At 46.3% G+C, this 19,808-nt stretch carries 13 protein-coding genes; 4 read left to right on the forward strand and 9 right to left on the reverse strand.

Annotation, left to right across the window (positions count from 1 at the left end):
- The first annotated feature begins 68 nt into the window (after positions 1–68).
- Positions 69–1,625 (forward strand): ABC-F family ATP-binding cassette domain-containing protein, encoded by a 1,557-nt coding sequence (locus tag AS030_RS18545; RefSeq protein ID WP_061974440.1) that lies wholly within the window; start codon positions 69–71, stop codon positions 1,623–1,625.
- Positions 1,626–1,911: 286 nt separating this feature from the next.
- On the opposite strand, the gene AS030_RS18550 is transcribed toward AS030_RS18545, so the two are convergent.
- From AS030_RS18550 to pheA, 4 genes are all read right to left on the reverse strand, one after another.
- Positions 1,912–3,660: a Xaa-Pro dipeptidyl-peptidase gene (locus tag AS030_RS18550; protein ID WP_240482422.1), complete on the reverse strand. Its 1,749-nt coding sequence runs from the start codon at positions 3,658–3,660 to the stop codon at positions 1,912–1,914.
- 242 nt (positions 3,661–3,902) lie between these two features.
- Positions 3,903–5,075, reverse strand: a complete 1,173-nt coding sequence (locus tag AS030_RS18555) for an endonuclease (protein WP_061974445.1) — start codon at positions 5,073–5,075, stop codon at positions 3,903–3,905.
- 315 nt (positions 5,076–5,390) lie between these two features.
- Positions 5,391–6,344 (reverse strand): DUF1835 domain-containing protein, encoded by a 954-nt coding sequence (locus tag AS030_RS18560; RefSeq protein ID WP_061974447.1) that lies wholly within the window; start codon positions 6,342–6,344, stop codon positions 5,391–5,393.
- Positions 6,345–6,353: 9 nt separating this feature from the next.
- On the reverse strand, positions 6,354–7,178 hold the full coding sequence (gene pheA, locus AS030_RS18565; RefSeq protein WP_061974449.1) for a prephenate dehydratase: 825 nt from the start codon (positions 7,176–7,178) through the stop codon (positions 6,354–6,356).
- Between the two features lie 277 nt (positions 7,179–7,455).
- Between pheA and AS030_RS18570 the strand changes: the two genes are divergently transcribed.
- Positions 7,456–9,132, forward strand: coding sequence for a M14 family metallopeptidase (locus tag AS030_RS18570; protein ID WP_061974456.1), 1,677 nt, complete (start codon positions 7,456–7,458; stop codon positions 9,130–9,132).
- 55 nt (positions 9,133–9,187) lie between these two features.
- Here AS030_RS18570 and AS030_RS18575 read toward each other — a convergent pair whose 3' ends face one another.
- From AS030_RS18575 to AS030_RS18590, 4 genes are all read right to left on the reverse strand, one after another.
- Positions 9,188–11,476: an ATP-dependent DNA helicase gene (locus AS030_RS18575; RefSeq protein ID WP_061974458.1), complete on the reverse strand. Its 2,289-nt coding sequence runs from the start codon at positions 11,474–11,476 to the stop codon at positions 9,188–9,190.
- A gap of 52 nt (positions 11,477–11,528) precedes the next feature.
- Complete coding sequence (locus AS030_RS18580) at positions 11,529–12,797, reverse strand: sensor histidine kinase (RefSeq protein ID WP_061974460.1); 1,269 nt, start codon at positions 12,795–12,797, stop codon at positions 11,529–11,531.
- 155 nt (positions 12,798–12,952) lie between these two features.
- The gene (locus AS030_RS18585; RefSeq protein WP_074440610.1) at positions 12,953–15,412 is read right to left on the reverse strand and encodes an alpha-amylase family glycosyl hydrolase; all 2,460 of its coding nucleotides are present in this window, start codon (positions 15,410–15,412) and stop codon (positions 12,953–12,955) included.
- 147 nt (positions 15,413–15,559) lie between these two features.
- Positions 15,560–16,969, reverse strand: coding sequence for an alanine/glycine:cation symporter family protein (locus AS030_RS18590; protein ID WP_141687130.1), 1,410 nt, complete (start codon positions 16,967–16,969; stop codon positions 15,560–15,562).
- Positions 16,970–17,376: 407 nt separating this feature from the next.
- Here AS030_RS18590 and AS030_RS18595 point away from each other — a divergent pair, with 407 nt between their 5' ends.
- Both AS030_RS18595 and AS030_RS24065 read left to right on the forward strand, forming a co-directional pair.
- Positions 17,377–17,847, forward strand: a complete 471-nt coding sequence (locus AS030_RS18595) for an NUDIX hydrolase (protein WP_061974464.1) — start codon at positions 17,377–17,379, stop codon at positions 17,845–17,847.
- A 235-nt stretch (positions 17,848–18,082) separates the two neighbouring features.
- Complete coding sequence (locus AS030_RS24065; protein ID WP_164988913.1) at positions 18,083–18,223, forward strand: hypothetical protein; 141 nt, start codon at positions 18,083–18,085, stop codon at positions 18,221–18,223.
- A gap of 35 nt (positions 18,224–18,258) precedes the next feature.
- Here the strand turns inward: AS030_RS24065 and AS030_RS18600 are convergent, their stop codons facing one another.
- Positions 18,259–19,644 (reverse strand): aldehyde dehydrogenase, encoded by a 1,386-nt coding sequence (locus AS030_RS18600; protein ID WP_061974466.1) that lies wholly within the window; start codon positions 19,642–19,644, stop codon positions 18,259–18,261.
- Positions 19,645–19,808: the final 164 nt, after the last annotated feature.

Genomic DNA, 19,808 nt, shown 5'->3' on the forward strand with positions numbered 1-19,808 from the left:
GAGTTTCCCCCGCCAAACGTACTATAATCAAATGGTGAATCGTAACAAACAAGAAAAGGTGCATATAGATGAGTGTATTAGCAGTAAAAGATTTGAGCCACGGTTTTGGTGACCGTGCCATTTTTAATAACGTTTCCTTTCGTCTTTTAAAAGGAGAGCATGTAGGTTTAATTGGAGCAAACGGTGAAGGTAAATCAACCTTCATGAACATTATTACCGGCAAACTTCAGCCAGATGAAGGCAAGGTGGAATGGGCCAGAAAGGTCCGCGTTGGATACCTTGACCAGCATACTGTCCTTGAGCAGGGCATGAGCATTCGTGATGTTCTCAAAAGCGCGTTCCAGTATCTGTTTGATGTTGAAGCGGAAATGAACGGCATGTATGAAAAAATGGGAGAAGCGACTCCCGAAGAGCTTGAAAAACTTCTTGAGGATGTCGGTGTTCTTCAGGATACACTGACCAACAATGACTTTTACGTCATTGATGCAAAGGTAGAAGAAATTGCACGCGGTCTTGGTCTTGATGACATTGGTCTCGATCGTGATGTACATGAACTGTCCGGCGGGCAGCGTACGAAAGTCCTTCTTGCCAAGCTATTGCTTGAAAAACCTGAAATTCTCCTTCTGGATGAGCCGACCAACTACCTTGATGAACAGCATATCGAGTGGCTGAAGCGATATCTTCAGGAATATGACAACGCGTTTATCCTGATCTCGCATGATATTCCATTTTTAAACAGTGTTATTAATTTAATCTACCATATGGAAAATCAAGAGCTTACCCGCTATGTCGGAGATTACGACAACTTCCAGAACATCCATGCCGCGAAGAAGCAGCAGCTTGAAGCGGCTTACAAGCGACAGCAGCAGGAAATTTCCGAGCTGAAGGATTTTGTTGCGCGAAACAAAGCCCGTGTTTCCACACGTAACATGGCCATGTCCCGCCAAAAGAAGCTGGATAAGATGGACGTTATCGAATTGGCCAAGGAAAAACCGAAGCCGGAATTCAACTTTAAGGAAGCGCGAACGTCAGGAAAGCTGATCTTTGAAACAAAAGACCTTGTCATCGGCTATGACGAACCGCTTTCCCGTCCGCTGGATCTCCGCATGGAGCGCGGACAGAAAATCGCGCTCGTTGGGGCAAACGGAATCGGTAAAACCACCTTGCTCAGAAGCATTCTCGGCGAAATCAAGCCGATTTCCGGAACCGTTGAACAGGGTGAATATCTTCATATTGGATATTTTGAACAGGAAATCAAAAGCACCAACAATAATACATGTATCGATGAAGTTTGGAATGAGTTCCCTTCCTTCAATATGCATGAAGTGCGTTCAGCGCTGGCAAAGTGCGGCCTGACCACCAAACACATTGAAAGCAAGGTGCAGGTGCTGAGCGGCGGCGAAAAAGCCAAGGTGCGCCTCTGCAAACTGATCAGCAATGAGACCAACCTTCTGGTTCTCGATGAGCCGACCAACCACCTGGATGTGGATGCGAAGGATGAACTCAAACGTGCCTTAAAGGCTTATAAAGGAAGCATCCTTCTCATTTCCCACGAACCGGAATTTTACCGTGAGGTGGTAACCGAAGTTTGGAACTGTGAAGACTGGACAACCAAAGTATTTTAAGCATAGAGAAAAAGGAGCTGTCCTGAAAGTCAGTAAAAATGACTTCTGGAAGCTCCTTTTCATTAGGCAGGATGGGCTTGGGTCATCATCTTCATTGATAAGTTACTTGGAGTGGAGGGTGCGAGACTCCTGCAGGGGAAGCGTGACAGGTGAGACACATAGGCGCTTGCGCCGGTGGGGCTCAGCGCACGCCCTGCTGAAAGCGAGCGACCCGAAACGGAAAGTAACACTTTCAAGAGCTTCAAAGACACTTATTGGACACGCCCTTTTTTTACTTGCCTTTTCTTTATTGAAGAGCTTTGCTTCCACCAGTTACCGGAAGGATCAGCTCACTTTTTAGCGGGTTCACTGTAATCACTGTCCCTGCCGCTGGCCTGAGGGTGTAGTTATAATCGCTCGACACTAACACCAATCCTAGACGGTGCCCTTTTTGGATCACATAATCATCCGGCTGCATTTCCCATGCAAATGTATATTGCTTGCCGGGCTTTAATGCTTTGGAACGGAAATCAGATTTGATATTTTGCGGATCCATCCATCCGCGTGTTACAATTTCCGTTTTCTCTAGTCCGTAATCAACCAGCAAAGCCGTCAGATTGGCTACGGGGCGGTCAATGCTCGCTGCCAATTTCACTTTCGGAGTACCGCTGATTCTGACATCTTTTCGCAGCTCAGGTGTCAGATACGCCAACCGGTTTAACGAATTTGTTTTCGGGTTCAGAACAAGATCCTCTGACTTTTGTGTCGCATCATCCACAATTTTCTGGCTCAGCTTTTTCCCATGGTCAATCGGCAGCTTGGACAAGACTCCAGAACTAAGATGCAGCGAAACCGGCTTTGTTTTTTCTGCCGGCCAGCTGTTTTCGGTTTGCCACTGCTTGTCTTCCCGCTGAATATCGACTTCAGGTTCCTCCATAATGTCATTCTTCACATCATACAGCCAGTAATCAAACCATTTATTTAGCGTAGGCAGCCATACGTCCCGTCTGAAACTGTACGGGTTGGCATGTGCTCCCTGATGCAGCCAAAGCATGCGCGGGACATCATTTTCGCCAAGTGCTTTCCACCACTGCGCGAACTGTTTGGTCTTTACATTCCAATCATTCAACCCATGCACAACAAAAACGCTCGCTTTTACCTTGTCCGCATTTTTCACATAGTCACGGTGAGACCAATAATCATTGTAGTCCCCCGTTTTACGGTCCTGGCCTTCAGTCAGTTCTTTCATCACATCACGGCAAACCTCAGGATTGGCACGGGTTAAAATCGCTTCAGCCATATTATCCGTGTCTTCCCCCGGATAGCCGCCAGGAGCGATGACCGCACCGTTTCCTCTGTAATAGTCATACCAGGAGCTGATAGCTGCAATCGGAACAATCGTTTTCAGTCCCTCTACCCCAGTTCCGGCTACTGCGTTGGGAAGCGTGCCGTTATACGAAACACCGGTCATCCCGACGTTGCCAGTTGTCCACTCAGCCTTTACTTCTTTTCCATCTTCCGTATACGCCTTGGCTCTTCCGTTCAGCCAGTCGATCACCGCTTTTGTTCCTTCAATTTCCCGCTCATCGCCTGTTGTCGGGCAGCCTTCCGATAAGCCTGTGCCGATGCTCTCTGCCAGCACCACTCCATAACCTCTGGGAACAAAATAATCATCGTAATAGCCCGGCAGGTTGGCAGCACTGGCTTCTGGCGCCGGTTTACCCTCCCGGTGGCCGTTTCCGCCCTTTTTCGGAACAGCATACAATTCGGTGTTCACATCATAGACCGGTACATCCTTCAAGCCAGCGCGATAGGGGCTCATTTCATAGATCACCGGTACTTTGAGCCCTTCTTCCGTTTCTTTTGGCCGGATGATATCCGCATGCACCCGGTCCAGCTTTCCGTCCCTGTCGCTATCAATCTTTGTTTCTATGAAAACCTTCTCCGTAATTGCGTCATCCAATGAATAAACCGGCTGTGTCATTCCGTTTTTCACCACCGGATGCTGAACGTCCGCCTCTGTGCTATGTACTGTTTTTTGCACATTGGCCCCCATCATGAAGGGCAGAAGTAAAGCTGAACACAAGGTAACCGAAAGCGACTTTCTCACCAATAAATCTCCTCCTTTTTTTAAAAAAAATGACTGACTTTGCTGTATCTTCATCATAACTGAAAAGGAGAGGTTAATTAGCAGGTGTTAAACAAAAATGGATAAAACAGGATTTTGTTACCATCCTATTTTTTCGAGATGCAACCTTTGGCCCAAATAAAAAAGGCTCACAATGGTGAGCCCGCCCCTTATTGCCAGATGACATCCGCGTATTCCGGATGATCGATAAATGGATTTCGGTTATGCTGATAATCATTGTATATCACATCATTGCGGTGGCGTTCCATACTGTCCACCGGATCTTGGTCGTTCCATTGCAGAAGAACAGACATTTTACCGATATAAGGTGCTGATCCATTGTTCACATTGTTATTCATCTCTAGATCCGGCTCACCGGAATCGCCTTCATAGCGGACCGCCATATAAAAAATCATTCGCGCCACATCACCTTTAACCGCATCCCTAGGTTCCCACGAGTCGCTGTCCGAATAGTTTCCCTTTGCTTCGGAATTCTCGGTTCCGCCATTGTCAAAATCAAGATTGCCTCTGGAGCTGTTTACCGATACATCGGTCGCGCGAAGGTGATGAAGATCGGTGCCCGGCCCCATTGCGGTTCCAAAATCACCGTGCGATTTCGCCCAGACATGCTCGCGGTTCCAGTCGTTCACACCGCCTCCGTTGGTTGTTTTGCTTTGCGATCGTCCTGTATATAAAAGGATCACATTGTTTTTGTTGTTCGGATCTTCATCCGTATGGCGGAGTGCATCCCAGACCGCATCATATGAAATCTCTGTGTGATCATCGATAATGTTATGAAGCGCGCTCTTTAACGCCGCTCCTGTTTTTCCTTGTGCACTGTCGTAATACGAGCCCGTATCGGCGGCTGGCGGCGGATCAGACGGTGTTCCTCCGCCTCCTGTTTCCATCAAGGTAACGTTTTTCACGCCGGGATGGGTAAAGTAAGCCGTTAAATAACCGGTCACCTTTACTTTCGTGTCTTTCAGTCCTGGGTTGCTCTGCAGACCGAACTGGCTTCGATACGAGGATGGCACTTGAACATAAATCATTTTGGATGTCGCTGCTTCTCCGGATGCATCTGCCAGGGCAATGGCATAATCACTTGGATAATTGCTGGTTACAACGGTCGATGCAGCTGTTGGCTGGCCTGTCACGTATCCCTGCACGGTCTTTAGCGTGTTGCTTTGATTGGCTATCGCCTGTGACACCGTATACGGCGATGATGCTGAGCCATCCCCTGCTGCTTTCAATGTTGGAACAAAAGCCAAACTTCCAATGACCATGGTTAAAACAAGTGATAAAAGAAAGACCAGTTTTATACTTTTAACCGGTTGACCTTTCATATGGATACCCTCCCGCATCTTAATTTTATCCATTGGACATACTGACTGAAGTTTTGGTTCCTTGCTGAAAAAGCAGCATCATGTATGATGAATATAGTTTTATCTTAAAAGACTTCTGTTAATTCCATTTTATAAAGTTATAAAACATTCACACAGTTACCAAAGAAGGAATTATTTAAGAGACAAAACCGCACCTTATGGCACGGCGTGAAGAGGAATGTTTGCCATTGATGGGGTTTTGCGGGCAAGTTTATTGGTTTTCCGGGCAAGTTCCAAAAACCACAAAAAAAACCAGGACTAGCATCCTGGCTTTTTTCACGTACGTTTACCGATGATTTTTTCTCCATCCCAGCGCCACTCGCCATGCTGCACAGCTGCACCGCCGAGCCACCATTCGCTCGCGGCATAGTCGAAGCGGTCTTCTCGTTCCATCAGAACTTCAATGCCTTCATAGGTCAGCTCCAAAACGGCTTCCTCCGGTTCAGCATCATAGCTCGGCAGCGTACCTTCCGTGAGTCTGAGCAGAGGCTTCAAATGATCGAGGATAGCTGCAAAATGCAAATCGCTGAGCCCGTCGTCTGATCGTTGTGCCGTTACGTTTTGATAGAGCTCTGTAAAGGAGCCTATCCCCTCATGAATCAGCTGAAATATGTGCTCCTCCACTTCATTCAACCCATTTTTCTCCGATGGAAAATAGGTGAGATGCCTCCGCAACGCACGTTTCGTGTAAGGAAGACTGCATTCCCCCTGCAGCAGCCAGTACACCAAGTCCCGCGGGTCATCCGATGCATAGGCATTCCAGCCAAGTTCAGCTTCTTGCATTTGTTTTTCAGTAATCGGGATGCGGTCTGTATGCAGTGCGGTCAGCTGGGATGCGGTCAGCTGCCCCAATCCGAAAAATGGGTCGATGCCAGGATACGCATCCGCCGTCACCATATATAGATTGGTTAATCCGCGTTCTTTCAAAGATTTCAGCAAATAGAGCAGCATGGTTTGGTCATAACGGTCATGCTCAAACCAGAGCGTGATGTCCGCATCGATAGGAATGGAACGGAGCTCCTGTTCCTGCTGCCGGCACGTATTAAGAAACAGCTCATTGGGCAGGCCAAGCATATTTTCAAAGAATACAGCCCGTTTCTTTAGCAATCTGTCATTCATATCGGGATCAACAGGACCCAAGTCATACATTTCCCTCCAGATGATCATGTCACCTTCAAGATCAGTTAACTTATTTCCAACCATGTCGCCATTGACAATATGAACTTTCATGCCATCCCCCTAATCCAGCTTTGTGGCAGTGAAGCTGCCCAGAATATTAACTTCGTGTCCATAGGTTTGCAGAACAGCAACCGCTTTTTCGATCAATGGATTCTGTACTCCAAAACCAGCCTCCAGGAAAAATTGATAAGCGCCCAGCTTCTTTTTGGTGGGCCTTGATTCGATCCAGGTCAAGTTGATGTTCAGTGCTGAAAAAACGTTCAGAATGGAAGACAGCACCCCGGTATATTCATCGCTCGGAATCACCTGAAGCATCGTTTTCCTTGCATCAGCCGGTGCCTTTTTGTCATTGGTCACGACCACAAAACGGGTCTGATTTTCATAGCTTTCTTCAATATTCCGGCGTACCTTTACTAAACCAAACAAATCCCCTGCATACGCGGAGGCCACTGCAGCCACATCATTCCGTCCGGCTTCGCGGATCGCTGCCGCTGCAGAAGCAGTGCTGTCAAAGTGCCGCGTTTTCACCTTCAGACTTCGTATGTATTCCCTGCACTGCGCAAGAGCCGGAGGAATCGACCAAACCTCCCGAATATCCTCCTCCTTTGTACCTGGAGTGCCAAGCAAATGAAGAGATACCGGAAGAATGACCTCGCCAGCGATATATAAATCATTTACAAGCAAACTGTCCACGGTCATGTTAATGGTTCCTTCAATCGCATTTTCGATGGGTGCAATGCCCCAATCTGCCAGTCCGTCTCCTACTGCCTCAAGCACTTCAGGCACCGAATCACACATATGCCAGTCTATCTGCCGGTCTTTAAAATAACGATGAGCTGCTTCTTCAGAAAATGTGCCATGAGGCCCCAAATATGCCACTTTCATTGCCAAAACTCCTCTTTTAATGTTTCATATACGGAAACTTTTCTGAGGATTATACCACGTTAGGGAAAGAATAACCATAGGTGTCCGGCGGTTCGTATTAAACAGGGCCTATAGAACCTGCCAGTCGGCATAGGCCTTATCACTCAGCTTCTCTCGTTTTTTTTTTTACACTTGGTAAATATCTCCTGTTTTACTTATAATTGGACCAAAACCATTTATCAGCCAGGAAAACTATGATATAGATTGGATAATCAAATAATTTAACAGGAGGTATTGCATGAAAAAAGTCCTGCGTCCCACTTCTTTCGTTCTGGCTCTTGTTCTTGCAGCCGGCATCTCTGCTCCTGCATCACACACCGAAAAGGCTGCCGCTGCTGATGCGTCGGATCCCTTCACACCTTACTACGGAAATGGTCCAAGCTATGTCCAGCCCGACAACATTGCGTATCTGTTTCCAAAACCCAGCGAAAGCTTTTCAACTCCCGCCTTTGAAAAAGGAAGGCTTCCCTTTACTTCTCAGGAAGAAATGATGTCGTTCATTAAAAAGTTGGACCGTAACCACAAAAATGTTTCCCTGACAACCATCGGCCGTTCCCTTGAAGGACGAAAGCTGCCGCTGCTCCTCTTCAGCAACGATAATCCCAACAAGATCAAAACCAATAAAAAGAAGCCTCTGATCTGGATTCAGGGACAAATCCACGGCAACGAACCAGCCGCTGGTGAGTCTGTGCTTGTTACCGCCCAAAAGCTCGCACAGGGCAAGATGGGCAATGTTCTCGATAAAGTAAATATTGCGATAATGCCGCGCGTCAATCCCGATGGTTCTTTCTACTTCAAACGGTACATCGCCACCAACCTGGATGCCAACCGCGACTACATGAAGGTTGAATACCCTGAAGTTCAAGCCATACATAAGGCAATAAATGAATTTCAGCCGGATGTTGTGCTTGATACGCACGAGTACACGGTTAATTCAGGGCCACTCAAAAAATTCGGGGAAAGCGGTTCTCTTCCTTCCTACGACCTGTTGATTTCATCTGCGAAGAACCTTAATATTCCGCAAAGCTTAAGAAAAGCGTCTGACAACCTTCTTCTGAAGAATGTCAATAAAGGACTTGATGCAAAAAATCTTTCTCATCATGCCTACTATACGCTTGCAACCGAAGGCAGTGAACTCGTTGCTACGGAAGGAAGCACGGAAACACGAATCGGAAGAAATGCGCTCGGCCTGAAAAATACGATGACCTTTTTAATTGAAACAAGGGGCATCAATATCGGCCGTGCTGATTTTGACCGCCGCGTCTATGCACAGACCATGGCGCAGCAATATTTCATCAAAGTCGCGGCAGGCAATGCGGCCAGGGTAAAGAAGCTGGTCAAAACGGCCCGTCAGGACGTCATCTCTAAAGGTAAGAAAGCAAATGATGGGGATAACGTGGTGGTCACCAGCGAAAACAAGCGGGTACCGGATCAGAAGCTGAAGGTCGTGGACCTTGCCACTGCGAAAAAAGCGGACATCCCCATCATCTGGGAGGACTCCACTGATGCGTATCCAACACTTGAAAGAGAACGACCAACAGCGTATATCATGCCGCCCGCGTACCACGATATTGCCAAAAAGCTTGCCGTTCTCGGCGTGAAGGTTGAAAAGCTGAAAAAACCGGCCTCCCTTTCTGTGGAAAGCTACAAGGTGACTGATAAAGTCGTTTCTACCGAGCTTGAAAACGGCCACTACACCAATAAAGTAACAACCGAAGTAAAAGAGCATGTTCATCCGTTCCCGGCCGGAAGCTATGTCTTCAGCATGGCACAGCCAAATGCAAACTTCATCTCGCTGGCTCTTGAACCAGAATCGGTGGACAGCTATGTCACCTTTAACTTTTTGCCGGTTGAAAAAGGAGATGAAATCCCGATCTACCGTTATATGAGCGAGAAAAATTTGAATGTGAAATAAATAAACAAAGCAGCAGTACAGCGGGACGACCCGCTGCGCTGCTGCTTTTCTTTGTTTAGATGACGGTGAAGTGTTTCCACTCGTTCGGCAAAAGCGTCTGATACTGCCTGGTCAAGAAACGGTCGTCCACGAGCACGATGGTGCCATGGTCACTTTCGGATCGGATCAGCCTGCCGCCGGCTTGCAGCACTTTATTGATGCCGGGAAAGACATAGGAATAATTATAACCATTCTTTCCGCGTGACGAAAAAAAGTCCTTGATGATATTCCGCTCAAGCCCAAGTTGTGGAAGACCCACTCCTATAACAATGACACCATTTAAACGATCACCAACTAGATCGACACCTTCTGAAAAGATGCCGCCCATCACGGCAAAGCCGACCAGAGTGTTGTCTGTGCCTGCCTGGAAGGATTGTAAAAAGCCTTCCCTCTCTTCCTCTGTCATACCGGGTGACTGCACGATGGACTGCACATGAGCATCAAGACTTTGAAACTGTTCATATACGTCATTCATGTATTGATAGGAAGGAAAAAACACAAGAAAGTTCCCTTTATTTTTTCCGGTTACGCTGAAAATCATCTCTGCAATCGGTACTTTTGTGTTTTCTCTGTCTCTGTATCTGGTTGATAACGGCTGAATATAAACTTCCAGCTGGTCAGGGTCAAAGGGAGAGGGGATCGCCAGCGCATAATCGTCTTCCCGAAAACCGATCATATCCTTGTAATAGTCAATGGGCGTGAAGGTGGCCGAGAAATAGATGCTTGAGCGATATCCCTTGCTCATCTGCTGAAGCAGCACTGACGGGTCCAGACAGAACATCTTGATCTTTACCTCACTTCTCACATACTCCACATAAGTGACATACCGTTCATCATACAGTTTTGAAATGCGGATAAAGCTTTGCGCCGTAAAATACGTATCAAGAAGAAGCTGCTGGCTTTCTCCCTCCTCCCCGCGAAGCAGTTCACTTTCGGCCGCCGCTACAAAGAGTTCAAGGAGTTCAATAAGCGCTTCAGGCAGTTCTTCCTGCACCAGGCTTCTTTTCTCACCACATTGTTTTTTCACTGCCAGTGCAAAATCGTTAACGGCCTTGGCCGATTTCTGCAGCTCGCTGTTTCTTCCCTTAAATTCTCTGGATACCTGTAGAAACGCAGACTTGAACAGCTCTGCCGAAAACATGGAGCGGCCGCGGTCAACAAGATTGTGTGCTTCATCAACAAGCAGGGCACTTTGTTTTTTCTGTTCCTCAAAAAACCGCTTGAGCGAAACCCTGGGATCGAATACATAATTGTAATCGCAGACCACTGCGTCCGCGCCATAGGCAAGATCCAGCGAAAATTCAAATGGACAGAGCCTGTGCTTTAACGCATATTCCTGGATCACACTGCGGTGAATGACCGTTTCATTGGCAAGGATGTCCAAAACAGCACCGTTCACACGGTCATAATAGCCTTCTGCAAATTCACAGTACTCTTTCTGGCAGATGGTTTTGTCCTTCAGGCACATTTTTTCCTTGGCGGTCAGTGTGACCGTATGCAGTTGAAGCCCCTTTTGTTGCATGAGCATAAGCGCTTCTTCCGCGGCCTCTCGTGTAATCGTTTTGGCCGTGAGATATAAAAAGCGCTGCAGAAGATTTTCTCCGATTGCTTTTACAGCCGGAAACATGGTGGACATTGTTTTTCCAATGCCTGTTGGCGCCTGGGCGAACAGGTTTTTCTCCTCCATAATCGTGGTGTAGACGGCTCCGGCCAGTTTTCGCTGCCCTTCCCGGTAGGTGTCAAACGGGAACGGAAGCTCCTTGATGCTCCGGTCACGTTCCTGGCGGTGATGAACCATCAGCTGCGCATAAGGGACATACTTGTCCACCGTTTCGGTTAAAAAATCCGACAGCTCACTTTGAGTGAACGTTTTTTTAAAGCGTTTCTGTTCCTCTGTTTCCACCTGCATATAGGTGAGCTGCACATCAATCGAATCCAAGTCATGGTCAGATGCATAAATACAGGCATACACCTTGGCCTGTGCCCAATGGACAGGATAGGTATCTTCTTCAATCCATTGCAGATCGTGGGAGGTGGACTTGATTTCATCTACGGTGACATTGCCCTCTGAAAAGAGCAACCCGTCACAGCGGCCTTCGATCACGAATGCAAGCTGGTCCCGTACCACCTCAGTCTGGACAAACACTTCTTTTTGATCATTTTCGGCATAGGTTTTTTGTATTTTTTGATGGGCTTTCGTGCCCTCGGTCATCGTGCTCACCGAACGGAAGCGGGAGTCGATACTGCCGCCTCTGTACACATATTCGACCAGTCCCCGAACGGAAACTTTTACAATGTCCGGCATGTTATCACCATTCCATAAGTTCTCTTATGAACAGTTTAACAGAATATATCGATTAATAATTGATATTCACCTTATTGTGGAGCGGAAGTCTGAGGGTAACTTCGGTTCCCTTTCCCGTTTCGCTTTTGAACGAGATTTTTCCCTGCATGGACTCAATGATCTTCACTGAAACCGTGGTTCCGAGCCCTGTCCCTTTCTCTTTTGTGGTATAAAAAAGAGTGCCGATCCGGGACAGCTGCTCTGGTGTCATGCCATTACCGGTATCCGTAATGGAAACAACCGCCCGGTCGCCGGATAAGGAGAGTGCCACGGTAACGGTTCCTCCGCCCGGAGTGGCCTCAATCGCATTTTTTATCACGTTAACGAGTGCCTGTTTCAGCTGGTTCCGGTCAGTAAAAAGGAAGGCTTCTTCCGTCCCTCCCCATTTCAGCTCCACTCCCTGCTTTACCGCCAGGGCATTCAAAAGCATGCATACCTCTGAAAGAATTTGAGATAAAGAGAAATGTTCAAGCTTCTTAAATTCGGGTTTGGCGAAATTCAAATAATCATTAATAATCACCTCAGCCCTTCCCAGCTCGCTCAGCACAAGGGGAATATAAGAAAAATGATGGTCCTTGTCGTCTTTTTGCATAAGCTGAAGAAATCCTTTCACAACAGTAAGCGGGTTTCTGACTTCATGAGCGATCGAGGCTGCGAGCTCGCCCATGGTGTTCAGCTTTTCGGCCTTCTCAATCTCTTGCTTCATGAGAGTACGTTCAATAATCAATTCATTCAGCCGGGCAGCGGTTCCCACCCCGAGAACGCCAATGATGCCAAAGGGCAGCACACGATAGACTGAATCCACCAGCGTGCTGTTGATTTCACCCGAATAGGCCGTATAGGACAAAAGGATAAAAATTTGCACAACAGTGGGCCATACCCCCACCAGCATGGCGATCTTCACCCGTTTATAAGGATGGTAGTTCCTGAAGGTACTACTAAGTAAAAAAGGAGTCAGGGCAGCCAATACAATTCCTGCCAAAGCAAATAACAAGGCCTCTCCGCCAAGAGCTGTACGGCAAACAAGAATGGTTGCCAAAACCATCCCTCCTGAAACTTTACCTCCGTACAAAAAGGCAAGGATTAGCGCTACATAACGCAAATCCCAATACAGACCGCCTTCCTCATGGGCAAAGATCATGCAAAAAGCAGCGCAAATGCTTTGCAGTACTCCCCAGAGGTAAGGAGACGAAAAAAAATGCTTTTTTTCAAAAAAGAAGCCGTACCCCAAAACCGGGGCAAGAACCATCAACACATGTAAAAGGAGTTTTTCTGTCAGCATCAGCCTGTCTCCTGACGATTTTAGTTATCTTAATTTATTACGACAAGAAATGACGTTCCCCTGCCACCTGCCGAAAAAATCGACCTTTTGTGGCAAGTATCCCCAAAAGTAAAAAGGCCGCTCCCCTAACTTGGAGAATCGGCCTTCATTTTTGGTCAGGAAGCTTTTTTCTTACTGTATTTCTTGCCTTTCACCATTTCGTAGATCTGAACGCCGCCTGCTTTGGAAGCAATCTTTAGATCATCTTTCTTTCCTGGATGTATCACATCTTTTTTATCCCAAACATTCTTTAATACAAGCTCATGGCCTTTAGCCAAAGACTTTTGCAGCGTGATTTTTTCGGCACTTCCATTGTTCAGAACAACGAGGAAATGGTCATGTTTGTTGCTTCTTTCATAAACCAGCACTTGGTCATCGGAATACCATTCTTTGATCTTGCCGGTTCGCAGTGCAGGCTCATCGTTTCGCAGCTTGATCAATTGTTTGTAATACTTCTTCAACTCCAGGTTTTGCTTCGCTTTATTCCAAGGCATCGGTTCACGGTAATAACGGTCCTGATATTCGTCGACCGTTGTCTGGTCTTTACTTTGAGACAGACCAACTTCTGTTCCGTAATAAATGATAGGTGCTCCCGGAAGTGTAAACTGTGCCGCTGCTGCTTGCTTCAGCTTGTTTACATCTCCCTTGGACTCGAATAAAAAGCGCGGCATGTCATGGTTATCCAGGAAGGTTCCCATCACATACTGAGGGTCATAGGTTGACTGGTTCAAACGGATCGCATCACTGAGCTCTTGCATCGACTGTCCTTTGGCAAATACATCAAGCAATGCGTTCTGCATCGGGAAGTCAAGCGCACCATCCAGCTTGCCGGCGTACGTATTGATTTTTTCCCTGCTGTCCCAAACTTCTCCGTAAATAAAAGCATTCGGCTTCAGCTTTTTCACTGTATGCCTGAAATCCACCCAGAAGCTGTAGCTCGGACCTTTGGCGTAGTCAAGGCGGAAACCGTCAAAACCAAGGTCGTTCAGCCAGAACGGAACCACCTTGTTCATCATATAGCTTCGTGTTGCCGGATTGTCATTATTCAATTCAGGAAGTTCGGTGACACCGTAAAACGTTTTATACTCATTCGGCCAGTTGGTAAACGTATACCAGTTATAATACGGGCTTTTGGTTCCATTTTTTACCGCATCCTGGAAAAATGGGTGCTGATTGGACGTATGGTTTGGAACGAGGTCGTAAACCACCTTCATCCCGTTTTTATGCGCTTCTTTAATGATTTCCTTCATTAGCTTGTTGTTTCCGAAGCGGGGGTCGATTTTCAGAAGGTCTGCCGGATGATAGCCGTGAAAATACGGGCCCTTGAATACCGGAGAAATCCAGATCGCATTCACACCAAGGTTCTTGATATAGCTGATTTTCTCTTTTACCCCCTGGAGGTCCCCGCCCATCCAGTTTTTTAGCTTTTCATCATAGGTTAGGTTTGGATCGACCGGCTCGTTGTTCAATGGATTTCCGTCCTTGAAACGGTCAACAAACACATGATAGATGGACGCATTTTTCGCCCATTGAGGAGATTTGTAGTCATCCACATAATAGGCAAATTCTGTTGCATCAGCAGACAGAATGCTGTTGGTGTCTGCAAACTGGGAGCCTGTGCCTTCTGTATCCCACACATCAACCTTGTATTTTACACGTGTATCATTTTTTTGCTTTGGAATGAATCCAGTCAGCACTGACTTATACAGTCCATTGCCAAGGCTCACTTTTGAGGTTACATACATTGGCGAAAACCGCCCGTTCGTTGCCAATCCTCGCTTGCCCACAGGCGTTGAACCTTCAGTTGTGTAGTAAATCCCGCCTTTGTTGATGGGGCCGTAATGCTCTACAGTGGTTTTAACAGTCACCTTATCCTTATGGTCCGGGATAGAAGGTTGAAAGTTGAAATCGTGGGTTACGCTTTTAGCAACGGGTACGGCGCTCCAGTCTTTCACTGTATCACTGACCGTTTGGCCAGCCTCAGAAAAGGTTGCCTTTCTTGGCTCACTTTTCACTTCTTTATATTTGGCATCCCCGAGTGCATACAGGTAGCTGAACGATTGTCCAGGCTCCCCGGTCAGCTGTATGCTGTAGGTCTTGTCTCCGGTCTTTTTCAGACTGGTGAGTGAATAGTTGTACTTGTTGAGGCTTGTCCCGATCGTCACATTCGCCCAGTCTGGGGTAGAAGCTGGAACGGTGACATTAAGCGTGACCTTCCCCTTGCCTTCCACCAGCTGAATATCTACTTTTCTTTCATCTTCCGGATGAAAGACAAACACATAGTTTCCTGTCTGAGGAGGTACGAATTCCAGGTTGCTGCCGTCCATCCATTGATCGTCTCTTACATACTTAAACTCCAGCTTGTTCCCGCCAGTTAACGGGATGGGATTGCTCTTCCATGTTCCATCCTGTTGAAGGGTCAGCGGATTATTGTCAGTTCCCCAATCAAGCGGCGCCAGGCTTCCTCTTACCACGACTTTTTGATAGCTTGCCGCGGCTGCGGTTTGTGGAAGCTGTACCAGTATAATACCCAAAAGAAGCACCAATGACATCAGAATGCCAAAACTCTTTTTCAATCAAATTCCTCCTTTTATCACTTTGTGCAACCGTTTTCATAAATCTTTAGTAAAAGTTTATCTGTCTTGACAGAAATATGCAATGAATCTTTTTTACTATTGAATTCAAAATAACAAAATAAAAAACAGGCTTTCGCCTGTTTTTCATTAGGATACTTGCTCCTTTTCCGGTTCCTTGTAGTCCTTTTCCCAGTAGTCTGCATTTTTTATGCCGACTTTAATGGAATTAAAGACAGGATCAAGACCTTGCTTTTTCTGTTGTTCGTAATCTTTTAACGCTTTTAGAGCCGGTTTGGCAAGAATTAATATGGCAATAAGGTTCAGCCATACCATAATCCCGAGACCGGTATCTCCAAGCTTCCACGCGAGTGCTGCTTCCTTAATGGTACCGTAGAAGGTTGCCGCGAGAATAACCACTTTTAGCAGCGGAATGGCCCACTTGTTTTCCCGGCCACGAATCAGATAAGCAATGTTAGTTTCGGCAATATAGTAATACGCCATAATTGTTGTAAAGGCAAAGAAGAACAACGACACAGCAACAAAGCCAGCTCCAAACCCAGGAATAACCTGCTCAACCGCAGCCTGTGTGAATCCTGGTCCTGGTTCCACCCCTTTTAAATTATCATAAAGGAAGGTTTTGTCCGGTGCCTGTGTATTGTACATGCCTGTAAACAGAATCATGAATGCTGTCGCGGAACATACAAGAAGAGTATCAATATATACAGAGAATGCCTGAACCAAACCTTGTTTGGCAGGGTGGGAAACCTCAGCGGCAGCCGCCGGATGGGCACCTGTTCCCTGACCCGCTTCATTGGAATAAATTCCGCGTTTTACTCCCCATTGAACCGCCATACCGACGATCCCGCCGAACACGGAATCAGCGGCGAATGCACTTTTGAAAATCAACGCAAACACAGCTGGCAGCTCTGTAATATTAATCGCAACGATAATCAATGAAACAGCGACATAGCCAATGGCCATAAATGGCACTACGTATTGCGCGACATTCGCAATCCGTTTGACTCCGCCAAAAATTATAATTCCTAAAAGAGCAATAATAATAAGACCAGTAATCGATTTATTCATTCCAAACGCATTTTCAATTCCCAGTGCAATAGAGTTCGACTGCACTCCTGGCATGAGAATCGCCATGGCAAGAACGGCCGCCAGGGCAAATAAGACACCATACCATCTCCAGCCTGTCCCCTTTTCAATATAAAAAGCAGGCCCACCGCGGTATTGCCCCTCATGCTTTTCTTTATAAATTTGGGCAAGGGTGGATTCGATAAAGGCAGTGGATGCTCCGATAAAAGCAATCGCCCACATCCAGAACACTGCCCCCGGTCCACCAAACCCGATGGCTGTCGCGGTACCTGCAATATTTCCCGTTCCTACACGGCCAGAAAGCGCAATGGAAAGTGCCTGAAAAGAAGAAACACCAGCATCAGAGCTTTTCCCCTGAAACATCAGCTTGATCATGTCTTTAAAATGCCGCACCTGCAAAAAACGTGTAATGATGGAAAACAGCAGGCCGACTCCCAAACAGATGTAAATCATCGGCTGGCTCCACAAAATGTTGTTGTTCAAAAAATCGATAAATCTCTCCAAACTTCATCCCCCTTATATATAGTCTGAATTTTAAACCTATTTCGAATTATATGTTAAGGTCTGTACTATGACAATGTCAGAACAAAATTCTATGCAATAAATGAGACATTTCTACTAGGAAGGTAGTAATTGGAAATCAAAAAACAGTACACCTTGAAATAGTGTCGAGAGGCGTTTTTCCTGCTTCCTGTTCAGCTTTTTTATTTTTTCGTTTATTGAGCGTTTCAGCAAGCCCCATGCCCAAAGGCGGAACAGCACTAGCTTCCGCAAACGCGGTGTTCCCCTAAAAGTTTTAAAAAGGATTTTATAAAATTCGGCCGAATCACAGGTAAGAATACGAAAAAAGGACTGAGAGAATGGGTTATATTATGGAGTTGCGCAAACTGGTCGGAAGCCGGCCGCTCATCATGACCAGGGCTTGTGTTCTTTTAGTTGATAATAAAGGGGAACTGCTGCTGCAAAAACGAAAGGACAATGGATGTTGGGGCCTTCCCGGAGGTGCGCTGGAGCCAGGGGAACAGCTTGAGGAAGCAGCAGCAAGAGAGCTGTTTGAAGAAACAGGATACATTGCCCGTAAACTGGAGTTCATGCACATATTTTCAGGAGAGAAATTTTATTACAAATATCCTCATGGAGATGAGGTTTATAATGTAATTGCCGCCTATACTTGTACAAAATATGAAGGATTGCCCCGTCTTGATGAAACTGAAGGGGAGGAAATTGCGTTCTTTGGACTTAATGAGCTTCCTGAAAATATTAATCCGACTGATATTCCGGTCATTGAATACTTTGTGGAAAAAAACAGCAAGGATCCGCGCCTTCTGTAATGGAGGTGTACAGATCCTTGCTGCCTTATAAATAAATGCTGGACGTGCTTTCCTGACTTCTGTCTGTCACTTGTTCTACCACAAAGAGCGCATGCCAGTCCCTTTCACTTTCGATTTATCTGCTCCTTTACTAGTCCAGGTCTTTAGGAACAGAAATCAACCAGAAAGTTTGTTTTATAACAGGAGGTTGGAGGAATACTAATTTTAAGATGTCCATGGAAGGAAGTGCTCACAAATGGAAGAAGGCAAGGTAAAGAGGCATTGCAGCAACTGTAATCAAGAAACCACGCATGTGGTGCGGGAAGATGCGCTTGAACTGGAATATACATGTACCAACTGTGATCATACAGAAACAGAAGTTAAGACATTCTTTTAATTTACAACAGCCGGCAGCGGATGCCGGCTTTTTGTTTATTTGAGCAGTTTCTTCACCAGTTGCAAACCATTATTGGCGGAAGGGTAACGAAAGGAGAAGTCGAAACGGTTCGTTTGTTTCAATACACTTTTCCGGTGAGAAAATGTATCGAAGCTGGCTTTGCCATGGTAGTTTCCCATCCCGCTTTCCCCGACACCGCCAAACGGAAGATACGGTGTCGCAATGTGCATGAGGGTATCATTGATGCAGCCTCCTCCAAAGGAGATTCTGCTGGTTACCTCGTCTGCTGTATTCTTATTCTGAGTGAATAGGTACAAGGCGAGGGGCTTCGGACGTGAATGGATCAGCTCAATCGCTTCTTCAAGCGAGGTGTATTCCACAACAGGAAAAATCGGGCCGAAAATTTCTTCTGTCATCACAGAGGAATCCAGCTTTACCCTATCAATCAGGGTCGGTGCGATTTTTTGTTTGCTGTCATTTCTCTCTCCGCCATAGATAACCGTTCCTTCCTTCAGGTAGCCTGACAACCGGTTGTAATGCCGTTCATTCACAATTTTTGAGTAAGCGGGACTTTGGATTGGATCGGGACCATAAAACGCTTGAATTACTTCCTTCATCGCTTCAATAAGGGAAGTTTTAATCTTCGAGTGAACAAGCAAATAATCAGGTGCGATGCAGGTTTGACCCGCATTCATGAACTTTCCGAATACAATCCTTTTTGCCGCAAGCGGAATGTTGGCATCCTCATGGACAATGACCGGACTTTTACCCCCCAGCTCCAGTGTAACGGGTGTCAAATGCCTGGAGGCTGCCTCCATCACTACTTTACCAACCGCTGCACTGCCTGTGAAAAAGATATAATCAAAACGTTCTTCAAGAAGTGCCTGGCTTGTTTGTACACCTCCTCCTATGACAGCGACATACGATGGAGGATAAAGCTCCTGAAGCAGCGTTGAAAGTAAGGCCGATACATTAGGTGTCAGCTCCGAGGGTTTGATAATAGCCGTATTTCCTGCAGCAATCGCGCCCACTAGCGGGGACAGAGCAAGCTGAAACGGATAGTTCCATGGTGCAATTATGAGGACAGTCCCATACGGTTCAGGAATGATAGAACCTTTTGAGCCCACATGAGTTAACGCAGTTTTTACTTTTTTCGGTTTTGTCCAGCCTTTTAGATGCTTGATTGTGAAATTAATCTCTTCATACAGAATGCCAATTTCTGTTGAATAGGATTCAAGCTCTGACTTTCCCAAATCAAGCGCAAGAGCATCAATTACTTCATGTTCGCGCTTCTTTATGCCGGCTTTCAGTTTTTTCAGCTGCTCCATCCGGAAAGGCAATAATTTTGTCTCCTGTGTCGCAAAATAGGTTCTTTGGTTTTGAAGAATCCGTTGAATTCCCGCTGCTGACACCTCTTTCATCAGGCTCACCTCATAACGAATTAAAATGATTAAAGGTTTAAAAATATAAACATTAGTACAACGAAACTATAGGAACTCCCGGCTGAAAAGTCAACACAGTATGTTTGTACATTCATTAAAAAACACCCGGTACTTCCTTTGTAAGCAAGAAGCGACCGGGTGAA

This window comes from Fictibacillus enclensis (assembly GCF_001457035.1).
GTDB classification, from domain to species: domain Bacteria; phylum Bacillota; class Bacilli; order Bacillales; family Fictibacillaceae; genus Fictibacillus_C; species Fictibacillus_C enclensis.